The sequence below is a fragment of the uncultured Shewanella sp. genome, assembly GCF_947501665.1.
Classification (GTDB): domain Bacteria; phylum Pseudomonadota; class Gammaproteobacteria; order Enterobacterales; family Shewanellaceae; genus Shewanella.
Genome location: NZ_CANMWS010000009.1, coordinates 45,375 through 64,862 on the forward strand (window position 1 = coordinate 45,375; position 19,488 = coordinate 64,862).

At 37.9% G+C, this 19,488-nt stretch carries 18 protein-coding genes; 14 read left to right on the forward strand and 4 right to left on the reverse strand.

Annotated elements, in window-relative coordinates:
• Positions 1-104 precede the first annotated feature (104 nt).
• The gene (locus Q0976_RS08270; protein ID WP_299492881.1) at positions 105-1,382 is read left to right on the forward strand and encodes an MFS transporter; all 1,278 of its coding nucleotides are present in this window, start codon (positions 105-107) and stop codon (positions 1,380-1,382) included.
• Positions 1,383-1,465: 83 nt separating this feature from the next.
• On the opposite strand, the gene Q0976_RS08275 is transcribed toward Q0976_RS08270, so the two are convergent.
• The 3 genes from Q0976_RS08275 to Q0976_RS08285 all read right to left on the reverse strand — a co-directional run bounded on the left by Q0976_RS08275 (position 1,466) and on the right by Q0976_RS08285 (position 3,139).
• Entirely contained in the window at positions 1,466-1,786 is a 321-nt protein-coding gene (locus Q0976_RS08275; protein WP_299492883.1) for a hypothetical protein, read from the reverse strand.
• 149 nt (positions 1,787-1,935) lie between these two features.
• The gene (locus Q0976_RS08280; protein ID WP_299492885.1) at positions 1,936-2,523 is read right to left on the reverse strand and encodes a peptidylprolyl isomerase; all 588 of its coding nucleotides are present in this window, start codon (positions 2,521-2,523) and stop codon (positions 1,936-1,938) included.
• Positions 2,524-2,533: 10 nt separating this feature from the next.
• Positions 2,534-3,139 carry a YajG family lipoprotein gene (locus Q0976_RS08285; RefSeq protein WP_299492887.1) on the reverse strand — a complete coding sequence of 202 codons (606 nt, stop codon included), beginning with the start codon at positions 3,137-3,139 and terminating at the stop codon, positions 2,534-2,536.
• Between the two features lie 204 nt (positions 3,140-3,343).
• Between Q0976_RS08285 and Q0976_RS08290 the strand changes: the two genes are divergently transcribed.
• The 6 genes from Q0976_RS08290 to Q0976_RS08315 all read left to right on the forward strand — a co-directional run bounded on the left by Q0976_RS08290 (position 3,344) and on the right by Q0976_RS08315 (position 11,548).
• Positions 3,344-4,417 carry a DUF2804 domain-containing protein gene (locus tag Q0976_RS08290; protein WP_299492889.1) on the forward strand — a complete coding sequence of 358 codons (1,074 nt, stop codon included), beginning with the start codon at positions 3,344-3,346 and terminating at the stop codon, positions 4,415-4,417.
• A 122-nt stretch (positions 4,418-4,539) separates the two neighbouring features.
• Positions 4,540-5,451 (forward strand): sterol desaturase family protein, encoded by a 912-nt coding sequence (locus Q0976_RS08295; RefSeq protein ID WP_299493151.1) that lies wholly within the window; start codon positions 4,540-4,542, stop codon positions 5,449-5,451.
• 396 nt (positions 5,452-5,847) lie between these two features.
• Entirely contained in the window at positions 5,848-7,386 is a 1,539-nt protein-coding gene (locus Q0976_RS08300; protein ID WP_299492891.1) for a hypothetical protein, read from the forward strand.
• A 509-nt stretch (positions 7,387-7,895) separates the two neighbouring features.
• The gene (locus Q0976_RS08305; protein WP_299493153.1) at positions 7,896-9,350 is read left to right on the forward strand and encodes an alanine/glycine:cation symporter family protein; all 1,455 of its coding nucleotides are present in this window, start codon (positions 7,896-7,898) and stop codon (positions 9,348-9,350) included.
• Between the two features lie 671 nt (positions 9,351-10,021).
• Positions 10,022-10,879, forward strand: a complete 858-nt coding sequence (locus Q0976_RS08310; RefSeq protein ID WP_299492892.1) for an alpha/beta hydrolase — start codon at positions 10,022-10,024, stop codon at positions 10,877-10,879.
• Positions 10,880-11,155: 276 nt separating this feature from the next.
• Positions 11,156-11,548: a hypothetical protein gene (locus tag Q0976_RS08315; RefSeq protein WP_299492894.1), complete on the forward strand. Its 393-nt coding sequence runs from the start codon at positions 11,156-11,158 to the stop codon at positions 11,546-11,548.
• Positions 11,549-11,609: 61 nt separating this feature from the next.
• Here the strand turns inward: Q0976_RS08315 and Q0976_RS08320 are convergent, their stop codons facing one another.
• Positions 11,610-12,788: a methyltransferase gene (locus Q0976_RS08320; protein ID WP_299492896.1), complete on the reverse strand. Its 1,179-nt coding sequence runs from the start codon at positions 12,786-12,788 to the stop codon at positions 11,610-11,612.
• A 171-nt stretch (positions 12,789-12,959) separates the two neighbouring features.
• On the opposite strand from Q0976_RS08320, the gene Q0976_RS08325 reads away from it, so the two are divergent.
• From Q0976_RS08325 to Q0976_RS08355, 7 genes are all read left to right on the forward strand, one after another.
• Positions 12,960-13,526: an alpha-ketoglutarate-dependent dioxygenase AlkB gene (locus tag Q0976_RS08325; protein ID WP_299493155.1), complete on the forward strand. Its 567-nt coding sequence runs from the start codon at positions 12,960-12,962 to the stop codon at positions 13,524-13,526.
• 94 nt (positions 13,527-13,620) lie between these two features.
• The gene (locus tag Q0976_RS08330; RefSeq protein ID WP_299492898.1) at positions 13,621-13,920 is read left to right on the forward strand and encodes a BolA family protein; all 300 of its coding nucleotides are present in this window, start codon (positions 13,621-13,623) and stop codon (positions 13,918-13,920) included.
• A gap of 179 nt (positions 13,921-14,099) precedes the next feature.
• Complete coding sequence (gene luxS / locus Q0976_RS08335; protein WP_299492900.1) at positions 14,100-14,615, forward strand: S-ribosylhomocysteine lyase; 516 nt, start codon at positions 14,100-14,102, stop codon at positions 14,613-14,615.
• Positions 14,616-15,527: 912 nt separating this feature from the next.
• Positions 15,528-16,862 carry a Na(+)-translocating NADH-quinone reductase subunit A gene (locus Q0976_RS08340; protein ID WP_299492902.1) on the forward strand — a complete coding sequence of 445 codons (1,335 nt, stop codon included), beginning with the start codon at positions 15,528-15,530 and terminating at the stop codon, positions 16,860-16,862.
• Positions 16,862-18,061 (forward strand): NADH:ubiquinone reductase (Na(+)-transporting) subunit B, encoded by a 1,200-nt coding sequence (locus Q0976_RS08345; protein WP_299492904.1) that lies wholly within the window; start codon positions 16,862-16,864, stop codon positions 18,059-18,061. The genes Q0976_RS08340 and Q0976_RS08345 overlap by 1 nt, the downstream gene beginning before the upstream one ends.
• Positions 18,054-18,851: a Na(+)-translocating NADH-quinone reductase subunit C gene (locus Q0976_RS08350; protein WP_299492906.1), complete on the forward strand. Its 798-nt coding sequence runs from the start codon at positions 18,054-18,056 to the stop codon at positions 18,849-18,851. Before Q0976_RS08345 ends, Q0976_RS08350 begins: the two co-directional genes overlap by 8 nt.
• The gene (locus Q0976_RS08355) at positions 18,851-19,483 is read left to right on the forward strand and encodes an NADH:ubiquinone reductase (Na(+)-transporting) subunit D (RefSeq protein ID WP_299492908.1); all 633 of its coding nucleotides are present in this window, start codon (positions 18,851-18,853) and stop codon (positions 19,481-19,483) included. Before Q0976_RS08350 ends, Q0976_RS08355 begins: the two co-directional genes overlap by 1 nt.
• The last annotated feature ends 5 nt before the right edge of the window (positions 19,484-19,488 follow it).

The following is a 19,488-nucleotide window of genomic DNA, read 5'->3' on the forward strand; positions in this document are numbered from 1 at the left end:
TCAGGTTCAAGGGCAATCTGATCATATTGCTGAGTGCTTTTATGTATTTTGTAATAAGCTACACTTCAAGGTATGAAAAATAAGAGGTGTTTGATAGGAAGAATATGGCATTAAAACATAAAGTAGATAAAAAATTGTCATTTGCCATTATTTTAGGAAATACAGTTGCTTGGGCTGACTTTGCTTTATATGCATATTTTTCTTTAGTTTTATCAAAGGTTTTCTTTCCTTTTACATCGAGTGCCAATGCATATATTTTGTATTTTATTGTATTTGCTTTAGGCTTTTTATTTCGTCCTATTGGCTCTGCGATTGCGGGAGTGTATGCAGATAAACATGGAAGAAAAAATACATTAATGGCTACAGTGATTATTTCCTCTGTGATCACAGCATTGATTGGCTTGTTACCATCTTATGATTCTATTGGTTTTTTTTCGCCTTTATTGTTAACGGTATTACGTATATTACAGACTATGTCCATCAGTGCAGAGCCGACGAACTCGGGATCACTACTCATTGAGTCAGCACCGGAAAATCGAAAAGGCTTAGTGACCTCATGTGTTATGGTTGGTATTTTTGTCGGCTTTTTGTTGGGTATTTATTCGTTTTATTTATTAAGTCTATGGTTGACAACTGAACAAATGAGCAGCTGGGGTTGGCGATTATCATTTCTATTTTTTGCATCTCTGGGGATTATTGTTGTCGTCGTATTATCTTTTACTGAAGAGTCGCCTGTATTTTTACAAAAGAAAAAAGAAAATAAGTTGAATTCTCATCCTTTTAAAACGGCTATTGTTCAGTATCCGCGGCAAATGTTCATTGCTTTTGGGTATGCATTAATGATGGCGGTAACTAATTATTTTTTATTAGGTTATGTACCAAAATTTGCCCAACATACGCTTGGTCTATCACAAAAACAAGAAAGTTTAGCAATCACTTCTTGTTTAATGATCACGGTTATTTTAATCCCGATTATGGGGTTATTATCCGATAAAATTGGTCGACGTTGGGTGATGGGGGGAGGCGCGCTTGGTTTTTGTTTATTAGGTTATCCAATGATGTTACTTATTAATACAGGGGAGTATCACTTTTTTATCATGGCATTAGTGATTTATGGAATATTGCTAGCACCTGTTTCTGCAGTATTACCTGTGGCATTAGCGGAAATGTTTCCTTTTGAGGTGAGGTGTACAGGCGGCGCGATAGGCTATAATATTGCACTCTTATTGTTAGGGGGAACCACTCCTATTGTTGTGACGCAATTAGTGAAAGTGACAGGCACATTTTTCTCGGCCTTCTGGTATATTTCTGCTGTTGCTTTTATTCACCTTATGTTTATTATTTTTTCAAAAGAGACCAAGAATATTGATTTGTCTGTTTAGGTTTTTAAGTAGTTGATTATCAATAAATTAAAAAGCCTAGAATGAAGTGTTCTAGGCTTTTGCGTGGGTGAATTGATATAAAACTAGGGTCTGATCCCTATACAGCCTTGCGGAATATTGCCACCAAGACTTAAATAATCACAACAATCGTCGATTTGTTGCCTTAAAAAATGATTACCACGGATCATCCAATCAGGCCATCGATCAAAAGCGTGAAGCAGGTGCCAGAACACTTTTTCTATATCGGTTTGTGCATCCCCTTGATGGTTGTACATTTGCCATTCTTCTAAGGTGTCCCATAAATATAATTGAATTTCGCTGAATTCTAATTGTTCACCTAAAAATGCTTTTCCATACATTGCCAGCTGGGGTGCTTTATCATCAATGAACTCATTAGGTGTCATTGAGTTGCCTCCTTTTCTTGCTGTGCAATTTGAGTATAGAAGTAAACTGAGTGGCTTGAAATAAAAACAATCAAAAATGACATTTTTGTGACACGAATCACTTTTTTGTTGTTAATCTGATTCAATAAGGTTAACTTGATGAGTTAGCCTTATTTAGGCAATAACTCTGCTTTTATTAATATTACGCTTTCAATAGGGAAATCAGGCCAGTTTAATGTTTTATCGACTTGTGTTGCAACTGATGACATATGTTGTAGTACTTCTCCTCCTTGAATGATTTCACCAAAAACAGCATATCCCCAGCGGCGAGGAGAAGGGTCTAGTTGTTCATTATCGGCAATATTAAAGTAAAATTGACTCGTGGCGGAATGAGGTTCATTGTCTCTTGCCATTGCAATGGTGCCCATTGCATTTGATAGTCCATTTCCTGATTCATTGACAATGGGTGGCATTGTTGGTTTTTCAATTTTTTGTAAATCTAAGCCTCCTCCTTGAATAACAAATCCGGGTATAATGCGATGGAAAAGTGTATTGTCATAATGTCCATCCACTACGTATGTAAGAAAGTTATCCACTGTGATGGGCGCTCTGCTTCTATCTAATTCAATTAAAATAGTTCCCATATTGGTTGTGAGTTTAACTTTTGGAAATAGCGTATTCGGCTGGATATCGGTTGCAAAGGCGAATTGACTAACAAAAAATAATAAGTAAATAAGGGAGTATTTAAACGTTTTCATGATATTGACTCTACCCTTGAATGAATTGATTGAATTCAGCATCGGTCATGATTTCTTTTGTGATCAATGCAAGCTGTTGATTAATCTCAAGTTCAAGTGTTGCAAAATCAGGTGCTAGTGGTTTTTTCAACATAGCTTTAATACGAAAGCGTTTATTAAGGGTATTCGTTTCTGTTTGCGTTGCACCGTTGGAAATAATATTTCGTTGTTTTTTGACAATAGCATTAATAATTATTTCAGTATTGGCGGTAAATCCAAATATACCGTCATCAACATTGGTTTGTAATTTTTCAATATTGAATGTCACTGTTGGAAATGAAGTTGAAGTGATCTGATATCCAGCTTCTTTTAAGCCTGCCTGTAATACGTCATCCATTTGGTTAACGAGTGACTCACTGGTTGTTACTTGGCGAGTAATTTTTCCATCATCGATAAAATTAACGACATAAGGCGATGAGCGCTTGTCTCTTGTATTGATGGATATGACATTGTGCTGTGCAGTTTGTATTTCGATAGCAGGCACTTGTGGGTTTAATGCAATATAACGTGGTGAATAGCTAGAACAAGCCGTTAAGTTTATTAGAATAAATAGTAAACAGAAATACTTTATTTTCATCGTGTGAATGCTCTCTATCAAAGATTTGCTTAAGGATAACAGAAATGGTTATTGATACCAGCGTACTGCAGAGTCATTTTGGGTGAACTCAAGTTAGGGGATGTGATTGTGTAGTAACGATATTTAACGTACAGTTGTTGAGTAAAGTTTATACATATCTTCAAATAAAATGTTGAACGAATATGACACAAGGAATAAAAGTGGATGCCATTATCTCAAATAATACCTTCTGTGCCTGTTTTAGGGGCAAAGAATACGCCTGATACATTAATTAATCACACTGGAGAGGTGGCTTTTGGGTATTTTGATGGACCAGTCAAACGTTTTGGTATTGAGGATTTTTATTATTTAACATCGATGGATAAGTGCGCATCAAAATTGTCTAAACATTTTGATTTTAAACAGTTCCAGTTTGTCAGTGTCGTTACCCCCGAATTTATTATTGCAGTGGCAATAGCCGATATTCGTTATTTAGGCAGTGCTTTTTGTTATTTTTATGATGTCAATAATGACAAGATTATTGAAACTCAATGGCTTAAGTTAGGTTCAGTGGGCTATCAAATGTCAAGTTCACCTATGAATGGCTCTGCTTTTATTCGTAGTCATAAGGGGGAGTTAACGTTATTGATAGAAGAAGGGCAATGGCACTTGAAGGTGAAAACAGCAAGGTTATCAATGAAGGTTAATTTGTGTTCTTCAGTATTGAGTTCTCCTTTAGTCATGTGTACGCCAACTGGATATAGTGGCTGGACCTATACACAAAAACATAATGGCCTTAACGTGACAGGTGATGTCTCTATTGACAACAGAAAGATCCCACTCAATGATGCACTGGCAAGTTACGATTTTTCGGCAGGCTTCATGCGCAGAGAAACCAGTTGGCGTTGGGGGAGTATTAATGCTTGTTTAAACGGGGACGTTTTTGGGATAAATTTAGCGGCTGGCGTGAATGAAACTGGAGCAAATGAGAACTGCTTTTGGATCAACGGGGAACGTCATTTACTCCCACCTGTACATTTTGATTTTATTCGTCAGGGGGCCGTTAAATGGGATCTAGCCTCACAAAAGTCATGGCGTATTTATTCAGCGAATAATCAGGTTAATTTAGTTTTTATCCCTAAAAATGTTAGACGAGAAAAACTCAATTTGTTCTTTCTAAAAAGTAATTTTAGACAATATGTTGGCCATTATTCTGGTACGGTAGTTGAGAATAATGGCAGAATTCACCAGCTTAATCATATAATGGGGTTGGCAGAAGATCATTTTGCTAAATGGTAATGTCTAAATAATTTTATGGGTTGAATAATTTAGGAAGCTTTATTAGGGACTGTTTATCTTGGGCATCATTTAATAATGAAAGGTCAACAGGTGCTAAGGGAATGAATAAGGAAAATGATAATATGAATATCAATGGATTAATTGAATATCCCGAATTACTACTATTAATCTTAGCGCCTATTTTTTACTTTTTTATGATGATTGAATGGTATGTTGTAAAAAAAAAGTCAAAGATAATATTAAATGCACAATATCACTTACCTGAAGTGCTTTGTAACTTTGCATTAGCAGCGATGCATCAACTGGCAGATTTATTGGCTGGGCTTTTGATTGTTAAGTTGTATTTTTATTTTTTTGATTGGCGTCTTTTTACCTTTGAGATGACATGGCATTATTTTTTTGTATTAATAGTGGCACAAGACTTTTGTTATTATTGGTTTCATCGTGCGAGTCACAGAGTGCGTTGGCTTTGGGCGGCGCATGTTGCCCATCATAGCTCGGAAATCATGAATTTTAGTACAGCGTTTCGGCAAAGTTTGCTTTATCCGTTAACAGGGATGTGGGTTTTCTGGCTTCCTTTGGTGCTGATTGGCTTCGATCCTAAATGGGTGATTTTGTCAGTATTGCTGAATTTAGGATTGCAGTTTTTTGTTCATACTCAAATGATCCGTTCATTAGGTTGGCTAGAATGGATATTCAATACGCCTTCCCATCATCGAGTTCACCATGGAAGTAATCCTCAATATATTGATAAAAATTATGCTGGAGTATTGATTATTTGGGATCGACTTTTTGGTACTTTTGAACCAGAAAAAGAGCCCGTTTGTTACGGGATCACTCAGCCTGTACAAAGTGTTAATCCTCTGGTTGTCACGTTTAAAGAGTGGCTCAATATGTGGAGAGAATTTGGTTCACAAGGATTAAAAATGGGGCAAAGGTTGACTGTTTTATACCTTCCACCAAAGAAGCATTCCATTCATCGACAGCAGAAACAAGAAAGAGATGATAGGTATATAAAAGAGAAAGTGGATTAAAACAGTGGAGTCGAGAAGCGGTTTTGAAAGACTCATATTACATTGTCATTGTCGTTAAGTGTATCATTTAAAAAATGTTTATTTTTTGTTGGTTTTTTCTTTAACAGAATGAGCCAATTTTTCTTTTCATTTGAGGAATTAACATAATAAACATTTTAATTGAGGTGTGCAAAAGAAAACCTTAACAGAGTTAAGTAAATAATGATGTTGATTAATGATTATTTATTCTTTTATTTATTTAATTATCAATTCGTTATCAGTATTTGTTACCGCCTTCCTTATTGTGGTCATACCTCTTTTCTTGATGTTTCACTTTTTTGGGTATCGGTAATGAAAGGCATCTCTATAATTTTAATCCATTCAGTTTATTGCTTTTTATATTATAGAGGATTGTAAATGCCTGTTACCTTAAACTTTTCATCGCAGAATTATAAACTTGAGGATCACAATAATAAAGAGGAGTTCTCAAATTTTAAAATTAATGATCAACGTCTGGCTAAGATGGTCTTTGGAGAAAATGAGTCAGAAGCGACATCATTAAAATCATGGAATAAATTTTCATTAAGAATGAGATCAATTTTTAGCTCTTCCAATAATCCATTAGAAACAAAAGAAAAGGGCATAAAGGAGTTACATAAACTGATTAGTCAGCCAACTAAGGTCGATGATCCAAACCCTTATGATCGGCTTAATGCTCTGGCTAAACTTACAGGACCAGACCATGGTGCTCAATTTAAGCTGCAGCTGTCGGAAAAAGATCAAACAGCAGAGTTGTTTATTGATGGTGTCGCGGTTAGAAAAGAGAAGGTGACTTCTGAACAGTTTCAACAGATGAAAGCACAAATAGGACAAACTGAAGAAAAGGGAAATATTTTACGTTCAGTTAAGGTCCTTGATGGCCATAAAAAAGACACGGCTAAATTAGAGACTTTATCCAACGATAATTTCAAAGGTGGAGGGGTTAATAAGAAGTTTGATGGGTCGACTGGCGTATTAAAAGGAATGAATGATACCGCAATGGAGGATTTTGCACTTGAAGCTGATTTACTTAAGTATAAGGGAAAACTCAGCACGACGGGGCAGGGGGCATTAGAACGTTATATTTCTTTGCAAGAGCAGATACCTGTTAAAGATTTACCTACTGGATTGGATAGCAAACAAAGAGCTAAATTTGATGCAGCCCTAAAGTATGATAAACAGCATGGAACGAATACGGCTGCAGGGGTGATGTCTGAATATGCTCAAGTTTCTATGTATAAGAAAGGTGTAAAAAGTAAAGAGTTAGATGTGTGTCTACCTAATCCGGTATTAAGTGCATCTTCTGATCCAAAAATTAGAGCTAAAGGCTTGCCTTCACCCAGTAATATGTTATCTACGCCTGAGAAAAAAGCGGTAGCAACACAGATGGTTGATATGTTGAGGGTGATGTACAACAACAAAGTGTCTCACCGTGATTTACATTCGCATAATTTGTTAGTGCACCGATTTAAAGATGAAAATGGTGAGCCTGTTACCATGTTAAAAGCCATTGATTTTGGTCGTGCAAAATACGGTGAAAAAGATTTTGAAGCCCATAAATTTGAAGATATTCGCTATATTTTTAATCGTGAAGGAGCGAGTAAAGCAGAAACTGCTGCGCGTAATCAGCTTTTACCTAAGATGGTAGATTCACGAATGGTACCTGAAAGTCAAAAATTAAAAGCGCAGGAAAAATTAGCTAAGCATTATCCCATGCATAATTTGATACCGACTCAAGGTGGGATTGGGCGTAACACTGAGATCTTTTTGGCGAATATTGGTGATACATTAGTGAGTGATTTGATTGCCGCAGGTTCGGATCAACAGAAAATCGATGCCGCTTTTTTTGCGGCTTCTCAAGCGGTTGAAAATGCCTTTTCTGATACTCGTTCAATTAATGTGACTTCACTAGTATAAACAGTATGAAAATATAATGGCTGGTGTTTAAGAGGAAATAATATTTCCTCTTTTTTATTTGTTTGGTATGGCTTAAATGAGGTTGGCTATAATGAGATAAAGTATATTGTTCAATGATCAAATTTATTCAGTTAACGATTTGGGTAAGAAGGGGAGAGAGGGGTAATGTTGAAGGTGACTTTCCGATTAAAAGAGATTATCAGGCTCATGACAATGATTCTTTATTTGTAGTAGCTCTGACCGTTAACCGTATTGAGTGAATCGTTCATGTCTGAAGCGATCTCTTTTTATTTTGGCGCTGGTGAGTATGCAGGGACGATAGTGTTTGAAGAAACACTTCAATGACACTTAATGCTCACGAACGGATCTTTATTCGAGCAATATTATGCAGTGAATAATCTCAGTACATAAATTTAGTTTCCTATATTTGATTAACATTGGTGATTGATTAATCAGGTGATTATTTTCATTTTATATGTTGTGGCGTGAAATAAGGACTGAAAATGGCAATGATAGATCCACTCTTAACGATAATTTTATCACTCTTTTTAGATTATTGCTTGGTTTTTGTATTGCTGATAATCGGCCTTTATTTTAGTTATTCGATAAAATGGACTCAAATTAGGAAAATTAAACACATGTTGTCTCTATTATTAGAGCAAGCAGGGATAGCTGGGAGTAAACAGAAACGTATTTCATCTTTTTCAACATTTTGTATTCCCTTGGCCTCTCGAGTTGGTGCTGGTAATTTTGCGGGTGTGGGTATTGCCATTAGCTTAGGGGGGGGCGGCGCTGTTTTTTGGATGTGGGTAATAGCGATTATTGGTGCCGCTTCTTGCTTAATTGAGAATACCTTAGCTCAGGCCTATAAGCGAAAATTAAAAGACGGTCGTTTCATGGGAGGACCTGCTATGTATATTGCTTTTGGGGTGAAATCAAGAAAAATGGCATTGCTATTTTCTATTCTCATGGTGGCAAGTTATGGGCTTATTTTTAATTTGGCTCAATCTAATACCATTGCAGGTGTAATGGAAGTGGCTTTTTCCGTTTCACCATTATCTGTTGGGATCAATTTAGCCGTTTTTACTGGCGTGATTATCTTTGGTAGTTTGTCTGGCGTACTCAAAATCACTCAAATATTATTTCCTATCGCTTCCTGTGTGTATTTATTGATTGCTATTATTATTTTAGTCATTAACTATCAACAGATTATTCCAATGTTAGCTCAAATAATGGAAGAAGCATTAGGCTTTTCTCAGATTTCAGCAGGGACGTTTGGCATGATGGTAATGCAAGGGATTAAACGTGGAATGTTTTCAAATGAGGCAGGCATGGGCTCGACGCCAAATGCGGGCGCCATGGCATATGTTTCTCATCCTGTTAAACAAGGATTTACTCAAGCGTTGGGTGTATTAACCACAACATTGATTTTATCAACTGCAACCGCATTTATTATCTTAGTGTCGCAAGTGAATTACATTTCACCAGAGTTAACAGGTATTGATTTAATTTATTCTGCAATGGATAGGAACTTTGGGGTATATGGGGGACATATAATAGCGATTTTAATTTTTACCTTTGTGTATAGTACTATAGTGGTTAATTATTTTTATGGTGAAACCAATATAAAGTATATGACTCATTCACCTTGGGCGCTGACCATTTTTCGATTGAGTGTCTTGCTTATAGTGATTTTAGGGGCTGTTTTACCTTTAGGATTTGTTTGGCAAGTTGTTGATTTTTTTGTTGCTATTTTAGCTTTTATTAATATTTGGGCATTAATTTTACTGCGTAAAGTGGCGCTAAAGTTATTTAAAAATTATATGCAGCAGTTAACACGAGGTGAAGAGCCCATTTTTCATAAAAAGACGATTACTGAACTGCATCATGTAGAGTGTTGGGGGGATACGGAGTATAAGGTGTTTCAAGCTGAATTAAGAGAAAGGAAACACCTTAAAGATTAAATGATTGTTTAATTATAATGTGCAGTAACTGTGTATAATTTGGTAATTATTTAGTTCTTTTTTTCCATATTGATTATTATCATTTTTTGTTAATTCGTATAGGGTTACTCCGGATGTCTCTCGCCCTTCATCGGTTGTGATGTAATCATATACGGCTTCGTAGTTTTTATTTTTTCGGGGATAAAGCTGACTAGCTTTCTGCACCAAGAGTATAAAATGCCTTCCTGAGTCGATGTTTTCCCAGGATCAATACCTGTAATACCTACGCCATTAAATTGGAATGTGAATTCTCGACTTGCAGGAATGTAGACTTCATTTTGATGTGAGTCACCAATCTCATGATTATACAGTGGCATATCGATACGACTTAGACGACGAACCAAGTTTGCCTTTAGCCCTAAAGTGGCAAGCGAAGCGGCATGTTGTTCATCAATACACTCGTTATTGTTAGGTGTAGTGACAAAATTATTGTTACTGGGAATGGATACGAGACGTCATTGAGCGTTGTCCATATTGGGTCTAGGTACCTAGGTTGTCAGCTTTTTAGTGAAGAGTACGGTTAGCACATACTGCTATGATTAATGTAATTTAATACGCGATAGGACTTAAGCTCTTATACTGAATAGAGGGCCGCTCATATTGGATGTGATCACTGCAACAGGTGAGTATTGATGAAGATTATGAGAAAAGAACATCACTATTTTCAGACGAGTGATGACGTAAAGTTGCATTATATCGATAAAGGGACCGGTCAGACCTTGTTAATTGTGCCGGGTTTTGCACAAAGCGTTGAACAATATGAAAAGCAAATTTTAGGTTTATGCGACCGTTATCGTATCCTTGCCATTGATATGAGGGGTCATGGGTATTCACAAAAAGTGAATTATGGATATAAAGTGGCTAGATTAAGTAAGGATTTATTTGAATTCATTAACTTACTTAAGCTTCATAATATTGTATTACTTGGGCACTCTATTGGCACTGCTGTTATTTGGACATACTTAGAGCTGTTTGGCTTTAGTAAAGTGGCCAAGTTAATCTGTATGAGTCATCCGGCTGTGATGGTATCTAATCCGTTATGGTCAAGTGTTGATGTTGAGCATTATGGCCCTTTAGCTTCTTCGAACTCTTTAATGGACGTTGTAAATAGTTTCAGGCATGGAAGAGGTGACGAATACAGTAATGTAATGTTAAAACGCATGTTGTCAGATAATATTTCAGCTTTAGATAGGCGATGGCTGTTAAAGTCCAGTTTGAAATTACCGAGAGAGCAAGCGGCTGATCTCATGTATAACTGCTTTCATTTAGATTGGCGCGATTTACTTCCAAGGATTATGATCCCAACACTTATTGTTGCGGGTCGTGCTGGATTAATTTCAGTGTCTTCTCAACTTTGGTTACATGAACAGATCAAGAATTCGAAATTGGTTATTTTTGAAGAAGAAGAAGGTGGGAAGCATTTTATGTTTTATGAAAACCCAAATAAATTTAATCAAGTCGTTGATGAATTTATACAATCAAATAAATGAATCGTCTTATGTGAGTATAGAGGGCTAAAGCATTTATTATTGTTGTAATAGTGTTGCTTTAACGCGTTTTGTTATTCGATAAACCGTTAAATTTATACGTTTAGCTGTACAGTGGCTTTATCTTAAGCGGAATTATCTGTGGACTCTCTTCGTTTTCTGCATAAAAATTAGGTAGTATTCATTAAATAAAATTGATGTCGGCATTGGAGAAGGTTTCATTGCCAGATTGTCGGGGTCGCTATTGATTGAGCGATGTTCAAATGGATGGAGTAGTAAATGAAAAGCGTATTAGTACTATTTGGTGCCGGTTGTGTGGGGGCATTGCTTACCAGTCTTATATTTTGGTTATTGACTTATTTAGGCTTAGGACATTATGTGAAATTTCCTTATTTTCCCGTGTTAAGCTCAGGATGGCTCTATCCTAAATTATTGTGGGGTGGGGTTTATGCATTATTACTGTTGATCCCTGTCTTAGAGTCAAAGTTATGGTTAAAAGCAATATTACTTAGTATTGTCATTACCTTAGTGCATTTATTTATTGCACTGCCATTTAGTGTTTATAAAGGGGCTGCGGGACTCAATATAGGCTTATATGCTTTCTTATTTGCTTTATTGTTTAATTTTTTATGGGCAAGTATCACAGCGTTAACTGTTAAGTTTGCGAAATAAATGCAGGGAGCTCTTAATGATAGCGTTGTTGCTATCATTAAGAGAAAATAGAAAAATATATTTAGTCTTTGTATGACTGTAAAATGACAAACTTTCCGTTTGATGCGACGGTCGTGCAATTTTTAAAAATACGTTTTAATTTTACATGATAAGCCAAGTGACGGTTACCGACGATATGCAATATGCCGCCTTTAGCTAAACGACGTCGAGCCTCTACAAACATTTGCCATGCTATATGATCGGTTATTGCCTCCCCTTGGTGAAAAGGCGGATTACAAATAATAAGATCAGGCTCCACTTCTTCAGGCAACTCACTTAAGCAATCACTCCAGTAAAAGTATCCTTGTTCAGCAGGAAAAGAGTTTGCTCGCCAGTTTTTTTTTGCTGAAGTGACGGCCATATCGGAATCATCGATAAAGTGTATATTAGCGTCTGAAAAAAGTTGTGAAGCCCTGAGGCCTAAAATACCATTTCCACAACCTAAATCAACAATATGATTAAAGTGCCCTTCAGGCATATGGTTAAGCATAAACCTTGCGCCGATATCAAGTTTATTTGCAGCGAATACGTTACTTAAATTATGTAACGTTAATTGATATTCAGGTACTGACCAAGTATTTTCTTTTGGCGTTGAGCGGCTTTTTCCATCACTGGTGCAACGAATGATGCGCGTTTTTTTGTACGTTAAACTGGCTGTTGTTGGGCCAAGATGATTGTCGATGATGGCTAATAATGCTTTATTAATAGACTTGGCTTTTGCCGCGATGAATACCGGCGTATTAGGTGGAAGCACATGAGATAGTTTTTGTAATTGCTCAGTAAAGTAGTGTAAGTTTTTTGGCAGTTTAATGAGCACGGCATCAAGGTTTTTAGGTAATGTCTCTTTGCTGGTTAGCCAATGAATATGCTCGCAGGGCAATTGATTATTTTGAAGGTTGAGTTTAATGCCCTGTATACTGGTTCTAGCATCAGACTCGGCCCAAATAGTCAGTGGGTGGGATAATTGAGTTGAATAAGCCGTTAAGCTGCAAGTTAATCCACCAAAACTGTCATTGAGTATGGCGATGTTATTCAATGTGGTTAATGGGTATTGTGAAATTACGGCACTGACGTCGTTTTTGCTGAGTGATAATATCAAGTGCTCATCTGCTGCATCCCAAGCTTGTAAATTAGCGTCTTGCTGGCGGGGAAAGCGATACAGTTCAAGACTCAGATCCGCGACTGAAAAATGTGTGGCCATAAAGTAAAATAATATTTAAGAAATAAGGCCGCAGATTATCGCAGATTTACGCCATCAGGTACATGATTTGAATGGGGAGGAAACAATGTGAAGCAAGAAAGCTTGTTCGATAGTATTACGCTGAATGGATCCGTTTGCCATAAGGTTGAACCGAGTAAGGTGAATGGCTCGATGCCCCCGATTACTTTGGTCAAAAACTATCTCAATGCTAAGCAAATTGAAGCATTAATTAATGAAGCACAAGATTATCCTTTTGAAAAGCCTATTTTAACCGTATATGGTAAGCAACATCCTATTCCCAGGCAGCAAATTTGGTTTGCTGATAACGGTTGTGATTATCGATTCTCATCTCTGTTTATTCAAGCGCAGCCTTGGCCTAAATACGCCCATAAATTGCAAAGTAAATTGCAACGAGATTTTGACATCAAAAGTAATGGAGTGCTCGTTAATCGTTATGCTGATGGTGATGATTCCATGGGGTGGCACAGTGATAATGAGCCTGAAATTACGCTTTATAGTGATATCATTTCTGTCAGTATTGGTGCGAGTAGAGAGTTTATTATTCGCCATAAAGTGAATAAATCTCAATATAAGATCATGTTAAACAGCGGTGATTTACTGATCATGCACTGGCCAATACAATCAGAGTGGGAACATGCTTTACCTAAAAGAAAGCGAGTAAATAAGCTAAGGCTTAATTTTACTTTTCGTTGTTTAATTCCTGACTTTCATCGTTAGCATTGGCGATGATAAAAGTGGTTTGATTTTTTAATAGCTTGGCAGTAATCTGCTGTTAAATTTTCATCAATATTAAAATCAATAAGGAGATCTCATGTCATTAGAACAAGAGATTATTGATAAATTAACCCAGACATTAGCCCCCACTCATTTACAAGTGATTAATGAAAGTCATAATCACAATGTGCCAGCGAATTCAGAAACTCATTTTAAAGTAATTATCACCAGTGATGTGTTTGAAGGTAAGCGGTTACTGGCAAGGCATAGATTGGTAAATGAAGCATTAAATGAAGCGTTTAGTGAAGGATTGCACGCATTATCAATCCATACCTTTAGCCTTAATGAGTGGAATGATGAAATGCAAGTGCCTAGTTCACCTGATTGTAAGGGATAGTGTCTTTTTAATATAAAGGCCTGCAATGTGAATAGCTTTTTACTCAAAATAGGCTATTCATTATTATGAATTGACACGTTATGTTATTTAGCAAATTGATGACATTCGACATGTTATTGCTACAAGAGTGCTTAAATAAATTGTGAAAGATGGTTGGTCTCATTAATGAGGAAAGAAAAATGCCTTTACTTGATAGTGCTAAAGTGGATCAAACTCGTATGAATGTGCCTGCAGTGAGAAAAGCCAAATCGATGAGCACGCCTAAAGGCGATACGATTAGTGTGTTTGATTTACGTTTTTGCGTTCCTAATCAAGATCGCTTGAACGAAGAAGGAAGCCATACACTAGAGCATTTATTTGAAGGTGCGATGCATGTTCATCTTGATACGGATAAGGTGAGTGTGATCAATGTGTCTCCTATGGGGAGTCGAACAGGGTTTTACATGAGTGTCATTGGTATTCCCACAGAATTTGATGTTGCAGATGCTTGGTTAGCTTCGATGCAAGATATTTTGAACATTCATTCTCTCTCAGATGTACCAGAGTTGAACCAATATCAATGTGGGGCACAAGATATGCATTCCCTTGAGCAGACGCAGCAGATCGCGAGAAACATTATTGCTGCTGGGATCAATGTCGATCATAATCATGAATTATGTCTTAGTGAAGAGCAATTAAAAGGCCTCCATACCTAACTCATATGAAAGTACCGATCATTTTAGTGGCAGTGAAGCTTTGCTATTGTGTTAGTGTTAAAGCCTGTTCGTTTTTACGTATTAGTTTTATGGATTCATGTTATCCGTGAAGGAAATATTAAGTTACAATTTTGTGGCCCATAAAACTTTATATGTACCTTGAATATCATTTGAATGTAAAAAAGTGCAGGGTCGCTCCCTGTCTAAATAGACAAGTTGTAGTTAAACGACCTGAAGGTAAAAGGTTTGGTTGTAATGAAAATATTTTTAGACAAGGGATAAAGTCGCTGCGATCGTAACGTTTACGTTGATGTTCAATAATATAATTAAATGTTTTTAAACCATGCTGTTGTTAGCAAGTATAAGACAGATCTCAATGTTATATCACCTCATAATGCAATAGGGTTTCTTCCAGCCATACGTCTAAAATTGAGCTTTTTTATGCGCTCTGAAAACACGTGCTTCTAAGTCGTTTAGGTACAAATAACATGCAGCGCAATATTTGTGTTTTTTTTGTACACCATTGCTATTGGTTTGAGAAAGTTTGCTAGTGGGGATGTGACGAGTAAAAGTTTTATTTTGCAGCAAAAGATGCCTTCTTCAAAGATAATAGGACATTGATGTCGGGTAAAATCTTCTATAGACAAGTGCTTGCAGCCCTTAAAGCCATTGGGTTGATTAAATGATGCCTGTTAACCGTTTGCGTTTTAATTACCTATTGTCACTTTTTCATCTATATTTTTCATGGCGATACTGATGCATTTGGGGTAAAATGCGCGCGACCAGCGTGATAGCGATCGCATATCAGTGATAAACCTGCGCTAGCTCAACATAACAAAATTTTGTTTACTCTTGTGTGTTTAGCAGGAACGCGGCGCATTGTCTTTCCTTCAAAACGTAGTGCTTGTGGATATGATTACAATTAAAAATGGCTTAAACCTACCCTTAGCAGGTGGGCCTGAGCAAGTTGTCCATAATGGCCCAGCCATTAGACATGTAGCTACATTAGGTGAAGAGTATATTGGCTTACGTCCAACGATGAAAATCAAAGTGGGCGATAAAGTGGAAAAGGGTCAGGTTCTTTTTGAAGACAAAAAAAACCCTGGCGTTAAGTATACAGCTTCAGCTAGTGGAACAATTTCAGAAATTAACCGGGGTGCACAGCGTGTGTTGCAGTCTGTTGTCATTGATGTACAAGGTAACGATAGCGTTACTTTTGCAAAATATGACGTAGCAGCATTAGCGACACTTTCGACGCAACAAGTTCGTGAAAACCTGATTGAATCAGGTTTGTGGACTGCTTTTCGTACCCGTCCTTTTAGCCGTGTACCAGCTGTCGATGCTGAAACTGTCGGCATTTTCGTCACCGCAATAGACACCCAGCCTCATGCAGCGGATCCTGCTGTTGTGATCAAAGAGCATAAACAAGATTTTGTTAATGGATTGACTGTGTTGTCAACCTTAACCTCAGGTCAAGTTTATCTTTGTAAAGCACCTGGCGCAGATATTCCAGCGGCGAATGCCCAAGTTGAAGAATTTGCAGGTAAGCATCCAGCAGGTCTTGTGGGTACGCATATGCATTTTGTGTTGCCAGCATCGGCTAAACGTTCACTTTGGCATATTAATTATCAAGATGTGATTGCTATTGGGCAGCTATTTACTACAGGTGAGCTCAATACTCAACGTGTTGTGTCAGTAGCCGGTCCTAAAGCGACAAAGCCAAGATTGGTTCGCACTCAAGTGGGCGCCTCCACGACTGAATTAGTTCAAGGTGAACTTGAAACTGGCGATGTTCGTGTGATTTCAGGCTCTGTACTCAATGGTCGTGACGCTAAAGGGCCTCATGCTTATTTAGGTCGTTACCATCATCAAGTGAGTTTGCTTGAAGAGGGCACACACCAAGAGTTTATTGGTTGGTTAAAACCAGGCTCAGATAAATTCTCTATAACCCGTGCTTTTTTAGGCCACTTATCACCTTCTCGTTTATTTAAAATGACGACTAGCACAGGCGGTTCTGACCGTGCAATGGTCCCCATTGGAAATTATGAGCGTGTGATGCCGTTAGATATTCTTCCTACATTATTATTACGTGATTTAGTGTCCGGTGATTTTGATGGTGCGGCAAATTTAGGTGCACTTGAACTAGATGAAGAAGATTTGGCATTGTGTACTTTCGTCTGTCCGGGTAAGTACGACTATGCATCGTATCTGCGTGACTGTTTAGATACGATTGTGAGGGAAGGCTAATGGGTTTAAAGCAGTTTTTTAATCGTATTGAACCGCATTTTGAGAAAGGCGGTAAATACGAGAAATTCTATGCGCTTTTTGAAGCGGCATATACCATTTTTTATACGCCGGGTCATGTGAATAAGGGACGCACCCATGTTCGTGATAACCTTGATCTAAAACGTATGATGATCACTGTGTGGGCCTGTACCTTTCCTGCGATGTTTGTGGGGATGTATAACGTAGGTTTACAAGCACAAGATGCATTAGCAGCAGGTTTTGCATCACCTGATACTTGGCAAGTTAGCTTGTTTAGTTTGTTTGGCGCGCAACTTGGCACCGATTCAGGAGTTGCGACGTTACTTTGGTACGGCGCCTGTTTCTTTTTGCCTATTTATGCTGTCACTTTTGTTGTGGGGGGTATTTGGGAAGTCTTATTTGCAGCCGTGCGTGGTCATGAAGTCAACGAAGGCTTCTTTGTCACTTCCATTTTGTTTGCATTGACGTTACCGGCAACTATTCCTTTATGGATGGTTGCGCTAGGTATTACCTTCGGTGTGGTGGTAGCCAAAGAAATTTTTGGTGGCACAGGGCGTAACTTCCTTAACCCAGCGTTAGCGGGCCGTGCTTTCTTATTCTTTGCTTATCCACTGAATATGTCAGGTGATACGTCTTGGGTTGTTGCCGATGGTTTCTCGGGCGCAACAGCATTGAGTCAAGCTGCACAAGGCACACTGGATTATAGCTTTAACCAAAATTGGTGGGATGCTTTCTTAGGCTTCATTCCAGGTTCTGTAGGTGAAGTGTCGACCTTAGCCATTTTATTAGGCGGTTTAGTCATTATCTATACCCGTATTGCCTCTTGGCGCATCGTCGGTGGAGTCATGGCGGGTATGATTGCCGTATCGTTATTGCTCAATGTCATTGGCAGTGATACTAATCCGATGTTTGCCATGCCTTGGTATTGGCATTTAGTGTTAGGTGGTTTTGCCTTTGGTATGATGTTTATGGCAACGGATCCGGTTTCGGCCTCTTTCACTAATAAGGGCAAATGGGCTTACGGCATTTTGATTGGTGCTATGGCTGTCTTTATTCGAGTTCTTAACCCAGCGTTCCCTGAAGGTATGATGTTAGCGATTCTTTTTGCAAATTTATTTGCACCGCTATTCGACCATTTTGTGGTTCAAGCAAACATCAAGCGGAGGATTGCTCGTGGCTAGTAATAAAGATTCATTTGGCAGAACCTTATTTATTGTTGTTGGTTTATGTTTTGTTTGCTCCATTTTTGTCTCTGCGGCGGCGGTATTACTTAGACCAACACAAGAGCAAAATAAGTTACTGGATAAGCAGAAGTACATTCTTGAAGCGGCTGGTTTAATTGATACCAGTAAAGGGAATGTCGATAAAGACAGTATTTTAACGACTTATAATAAATATGTTGAAGCGAAAGTCGTTGATTTAGCAACAGGTGATTTTGTTCAAGGTATTGATGCTAATACGTTTGATACAAAGTCTGAAGCGCGTAATCCTAAAACATCCTTTGTACCTAAAAATGATATTGCTTCTGTGAAGCGTGTTGCTAAGGAACAAGTGGTGTATTTAGTCAATGATAACGCGGGTCAACTACAGACGGTTATTTTGCCTATTCAAGGTTATGGCCTATGGTCGACCATGTATGCTTTCTTAGCAGTATCACCAGATTTAAATACGGTCCAAAGCCTTATTTATTATGATTTTACCGGCTCAGGTGAAACACCTGGCTTAGGTGGTGAAGTACAAAATCCAAAATGGATTGCGAAGTGGAAAGGCAAGAAATTATTTGATGATCAAGGTAATCTTGCGATTCAAGTCACTAAGAATCCAGCGATTGCTTCTTCACAATATGGTGTTGATGCCTTATCTGGTGCCACACTCACCAGTAATGGTGTACAACATTCATTGTCTTTCTGGTTAGGTAACGAAGGTTTTGCTCGCTTTATAGAAAAGGCGCGCAATGGAGGGCTTAGCTAATGGCTAACGCTAAAGAACTTAAACAGGTTCTGACTGGACCTATCATCAGCAATAACCCTATTGCGTTGCAAATCCTTGGGGTTTGTAGTGCGCTTGCTGTGACCAGTAAGATGGAAACGGCTTTGGTGATGAGTATTGCATTAACGGCCGTGACGGCGTTTTCTAACTTGTTCATTTCAATGATCCGTAACCACATTCCAAGTAGTGTGCGTATTATTGTTCAAATGACGATCATTGCTTCATTAGTGATTGTTGTTGATCAAGTATTGCAGGCTTATGCCTATGATGTGGCAAAACAATTATCCGTCTTTGTTGGCTTAATTATTACTAACTGTATTGTAATGGGGCGCGCAGAAGCCTATGCAATGAAAACACCGCCAATGATGAGCTTTATGGACGGTATAGGTAATGGTTTAGGCTACGGCGCTATTTTAATGTCAGTGGGTTTTGTACGTGAATTATTTGGTAATGGTTCACTGTTTGGCATTGAAATTTTGAAGAAGGTTTCAGAAGGGGGGTGGTATCAGCCTAATGGCTTATTACTGCTACCGCCAAGTGCGTTCTTCTTGATTGGTGCGTTGATCTGGATCATTCGTACCATGAAGCCTGAACAAGTCGAAGCGAAAGGATAAAGGCG